5 protein-coding genes are annotated in these 4,660 nt (G+C 57.7%); 4 read left to right on the forward strand and 1 reads right to left on the reverse strand.

Features of this window, described 5'->3' with window-relative positions:
- Nucleotides 1-388 precede the first annotated feature (388 nt).
- From ACT3TC_RS16970 to ACT3TC_RS16985, 4 genes are all read left to right on the forward strand, one after another.
- Nucleotides 389-616, forward strand: a complete 228-nt coding sequence (locus ACT3TC_RS16970; RefSeq protein ID WP_192539983.1) for a hypothetical protein — start codon at nucleotides 389-391, stop codon at nucleotides 614-616.
- A complete protein-coding gene (locus tag ACT3TC_RS16975; protein WP_193063643.1) occupies nucleotides 616-879 on the forward strand; it encodes a hypothetical protein in 264 nt (87 codons plus the stop codon). The genes ACT3TC_RS16970 and ACT3TC_RS16975 overlap by 1 nt, the downstream gene beginning before the upstream one ends.
- Before the next feature lie 157 nt (nucleotides 880-1,036).
- Entirely contained in the window at nucleotides 1,037-1,432 is a 396-nt protein-coding gene (locus ACT3TC_RS16980; protein WP_193063637.1) for a MobC family plasmid mobilization relaxosome protein, read from the forward strand.
- A gap of 2 nt (nucleotides 1,433-1,434) precedes the next feature.
- On the forward strand, nucleotides 1,435-3,360 hold the full coding sequence (locus tag ACT3TC_RS16985; RefSeq protein ID WP_193063639.1) for a relaxase/mobilization nuclease domain-containing protein: 1,926 nt from the start codon (nucleotides 1,435-1,437) through the stop codon (nucleotides 3,358-3,360).
- Nucleotides 3,361-3,363: 3 nt separating this feature from the next.
- Here the strand turns inward: ACT3TC_RS16985 and ACT3TC_RS16990 are convergent, their stop codons facing one another.
- Nucleotides 3,364-4,227, reverse strand: a complete 864-nt coding sequence (locus ACT3TC_RS16990; protein ID WP_193063641.1) for a replication initiation protein — start codon at nucleotides 4,225-4,227, stop codon at nucleotides 3,364-3,366.
- Nucleotides 4,228-4,660: the final 433 nt, after the last annotated feature.

Genomic DNA, 4,660 nt, shown 5'->3' on the forward strand with positions numbered 1-4,660 from the left:
CATCAAAACCCTACCCTCGCAAAACTCAAGATAAGGCGAATAATCTTGATTTTATGACTATAGGCGTGAAAATTTCACATCTATCACTGAGATAAAAGTATGGAGATTCTTAACTGATTAACTATGCTGTAGCTATTCACATGGGAAAGTGTGACAGTGACGCTTGTTAAGCAGGGATGCTACTTTTTAGGAAGAACGAGCCGGAGTTGGCTCAATGATGCCACGGATGGTTGAGCAGGACGCTCATCAGTGCTTGCAGGGACGTGATGTAAGAATTCCGCCCGACCCGAAAGGGTCGGGCTTTTCTTTGTTTGAGCTAAAATAAGCGTGATATTATCACGCTTATAAACTACAATTGTAGTCATTAATCCGACCTGAGTACCTGGCTATGGCGCTTCGCAAAATCAGTGATCTCAAACCCGCGTTTAGCGGTGATAACGTCACCGAATGGCAATCCCCCGGCGGGACGCGGTATCGCTATGAACGCGATCGATGCGCGGTGGGCCAGGAAATGGGTCCCGGTACGGAAGCGTATGACTGGCACGTACTGGCTCACAATGACCTTACCCATGCCAAACGAAAGGTGTTTGAGTTGATTAACGAGGATGAATTTTAATGCCACGCCCCAGAGCTCTACAGGACGCCGAGGCGCCGCTGTGGCTGGCGGTGTTGCTGGACTATACGTTCAGCGATAAAAACGCTCAGCGGGCCGCACGGCTTGATTTGTTAGGTATCGCACACGATGCCACCGCCTATCCTGATGACATACCTCATTGGCGATTGGCAGAACTGCTGCTGCGTTGGGCAGTGCAGTATGTGCCGGCGGAAGATTGGAAGCGGTTACAAAGCAGGCTCAGGAAGCGTCGCGGCCAAGCTTAACACATCACAATCGAGTGATATGCTATTATGAGAGTCAGCTTTAGCTTTCAAGCCAGCCTACCCTGTCTGACAAAATCGCTGACGCTCTTTGTCGACAGGGGCTGGTGAGGGGCGCTGCCCCTTCAATCCCCGAACCCCAACCCCCGGAGGCATGGCCATGCCTGACCAACCTAGCCGCCGACAGCTTTCCCAGCGGGTAACGCTGCGACTGCCTGACGACACTGCCGCCCATTGGCGGCAGTCTGCCAAGGCGGCTGATAAGTCGTTGAGCGATTGGCTACGCCAACGTGTTGACGGTGCCGAGGCCGTGCAAACGGGGCTACGCCGACAGCCTCGACGGTTGAGAACACTGACCGCTGACCCCGTGCTTTTGCGGCAGTTAGCCGCCATTGGCAGCAACATTAACCAGATGGCTCGCGTGCTGAACAGTGTGGGCTTATCCCCTGCTGACCATACCCGGCTACTGGCTGAACTGGCCGCGATGCAGCGAGAGCTGCACCGACTGGCCGAGCTGCCCCGCTACGATCCTGCTGACCAAGGTGAGGAGATCTAGCCGTGCATATCAAGTTTCTCTCTCACGGTCAGGGCAGCGCTCGCGGTGCCGTCAACTACCTGCTAGGTGAGCGTGACCACACCGGTGAGGAACGCGCCGAGGTAACGGTATTGAGTGGCGACCCGCACCTAGTGGCTGAGGTGGCCGACGCCAGCGCGCACCAGTGGCGCTATACGTCTGGCGTTATCGCCTGGTCGCCAGAGGACAACCCGACCCCCGAGCAAATTAACCAGGTTGTGCAGGATTTTGAGCGCACCGCGTTTGCCGGTCTCGATCCCGACCAGTACGCGACATGCGCGGTTCTGCACAGAGAACAAGACGGAACGGCCCATATTCACACGTTGACCGCCCGTGTTGAGCTGTCGACGGGCAAGGCGCTGAACATCGCCCCACCGGGCCATGAAAAGACTTTTGACCCGCTGCGCGACTACTGGAACCACTCACAGGGCTGGGCGCGCCCAGACGACCCTGAGCGCTTCCGGCACGTACAGCCCGGCCATGAACCCCACCGAAGCCACCCAGACAGGCACCCCAAGACCCGCGCTGAGATCACCGCCCACATCGAAGCGCTCGCCGCTGATGGACTGGTGACGAACGCCAAAGAAGTACGGCAAGAGCTGGCCGACATTGGCGAGATCACACGAGCCAGCAAGGACTATGTGAGCGTGCGGCCTCATGGCGAAGACAAGCCCATCCGGCTGCGAGGAGAGCTATACCGTGACAACTGGACCATCGACCAAACCCTTGAGCGAGAAGCTCGCCGAGCGCAGAGCGCAGCAGCTGGCCGAGATGGACAGCGTGACCCAGACGCAGCTGAGCGAGCACGAAAACGCCTTGAAGCAGCAACTGGCCGCCGCGAGGCATACCACCGAGAGCGTTATCAACGACCTGAACCACAGCTTGAGCAAGCAGCTGAACTCAGTCGTGGCTGGGCAACGGCAACAGATCGAGCAGATCGAGAAGCGCCTAGCCACGGCAGCGGCACAGGCCGAGCGGTTGAGTCAGGTCGGTGGCCTTCGGAGCTGGACGCGCCCGGCAGCGATCACGGTGGCCGTGATGCTGACGGTCAGCGCCCTGGTGGGGAGTGGCATCCTGCTGACCGATTGGCAGATCAACAAGCGCATCCAGCACTTACAGACCTTGAACGCGGAGATCCAGCGGGCCGAGTCGATGCCTCGGTTGGGCGATCATCTGGAAATACGCACGATTCAGGGCGCGACGTACTTGGTTGGGGAAGCTTGGATAGGGAACATGGAAGAAGACGGGACGCAGGTAGTCGAGCTGACGAACACAAGGAATTAACCCATGACGGAACTGGAAACCCTGCTATTGCGGCAGTTAGAGCAGCAGCAGCTCGATTCAGAGCGGCTAGTGAGCGACTTATCAAGGCAGCTACAGAGCTTGCAAAAGGTGCTGGTCGAGCAGCAGAACGACAGCGAGGAGCTGCGCCGAGCACTGCACCAGAGCGACCAGAGGAACGCGGCAGCGGTCGACAAACTGACCAAGCGCTTCGAGGCGCTGACCGAGCAGCTGACCGCCTTACGGATGCAGTGAAACAGACGGTTCAGGACTATCAAGCTCGGCTTGCCCAGCAGGCCCAACAGCAGCGCAAGGCCCAGCAGCAGGCCGAATTGGCTCGACAGCGTGAGGCGCGTCACAAGCAGGCTGAACCCATCGTCAATGAGTTCACGGCGCTTTGCCGGAAGCGCTCGCTTGGCATGGCTGGCTACAGAGACAGCAGCAGCGACTGGAAGGACACACCGCAACCGCTGCGAGAGCAGGTTGATAGCTACAACGCCATGCCCGAAGCGGCACAGCGGCGCGTGCTGGCTGACATGAAAGACGACCCGGCCAAGGTTAAGGGCATCGCTGACTTGCTCCAGCAGCGTACCTTGGTGCGGAACCGGGATCATGGTTTCGGGCTGTGACACCTACCGCTGCTTGGCTTCGATGAGCAGTCGTAAGGCGGCGTCTTCGTAACTTTCCCCTGTCCGCGCCTTGGCTTCGATTATGGCCCTAGGAATGCCGTAGATGGCCCCAGAGGCGTTTTTGTCCTTCCCTTTGGCGTTTCCACTGGTTTTAGGTTTTTGTGCCTTCACGGGATTTTCTGAGGGCTTCTCGCCGAAGGTAAACACCAAATGAGAGACGCGCCGCCCGGTTTTGCGCTGTGACCACTTCACCCACATTGGCGAATGCTCGTTGATCTGCTCGACGGCAGGCTCGATCACGCGGCGTTTGAGGTCGCGGATGTTGCTGTAGCGATCCTCCAGCTGGAGTGCGTCACGGAACCAAGTCAGCTCTACTTCACGCTTTCCGGCGTCGCGCCACTGGCACAGCAGCTCGTAGAGGCGGATGGCGTGGGCACTGGTCATCTTGGCCACATCGGCTAGAGCGTAGCGTGTGAACTGCGCTGAGAGCTGAGACAGGTAAGGCACCATCGGTTGGCTGAAACGAAGTGATACGGTGCCCTGATCCTCTTGGTAAACGACTTCCTGCACCCAGCGTGTAAGCCGTACCTTGCCCCCGCTCTTACCGTTGGGGGGTTCGTGCAGCGTCACACGCCGCTCAAAAAGGCGCTCTGAAGCAGCCTTGAGGTTCTGGTAAGCCGTGCCCAGTTTGGTCCCCGTCATTTCGGCGATCTGCTGGGCACTGACTATGTAGAGCTGCTGGTCGGTCAACGGCTCATCTCTACGAACCTGAGCGATACAGGCCAGTACGATACGCTGTTCGTAGAGGCTGAGGCGGTAGGACGCTTCAACCAGGGCGTTGGCTTTGTAGACCTGCGGAGACTGCATGGCCATCCATTTATGTGACATTGTCAGTAGTTGTCACATAAAACCATCAATCTGTCCCCCTTACAACCATCAATTTGTCCCCTTTTAACCATCAATTTGTCCCCTTTTAACCATCAATTTGTCCCTTTTTAAGTCGAATTACTATTTAAAATCAATATCTTATAACGCCCTAAAAGGGAAAAGGAAAAAGGTACAGAAAAGAGCGCGTATGCGCTCACCTACCCTCCGCTCCGCTCCGCCCAGCCCTTCGGGCTGCCTCATGATGACGCGCCAGAGGCGCGGCAGCGGCTTCTAGGTGCTACGCACCTGCACCGCTTTGGGTGGGCGCTATCGCGCACCAGTATCGTGCGGATCGTCAACAACCCCGGTTTAGCAGTACAGTGGGCTGCGCCCACCAAACCCTGTTACCGCTTCGCTCCATGCCGCTGCGCGG

Source organism: Halomonas sp. AOP27-A1-41, assembly GCF_052378605.1.
GTDB classification, from domain to species: Bacteria; Pseudomonadota; Gammaproteobacteria; order Pseudomonadales; family Halomonadaceae; genus Vreelandella; species Vreelandella citrativorans.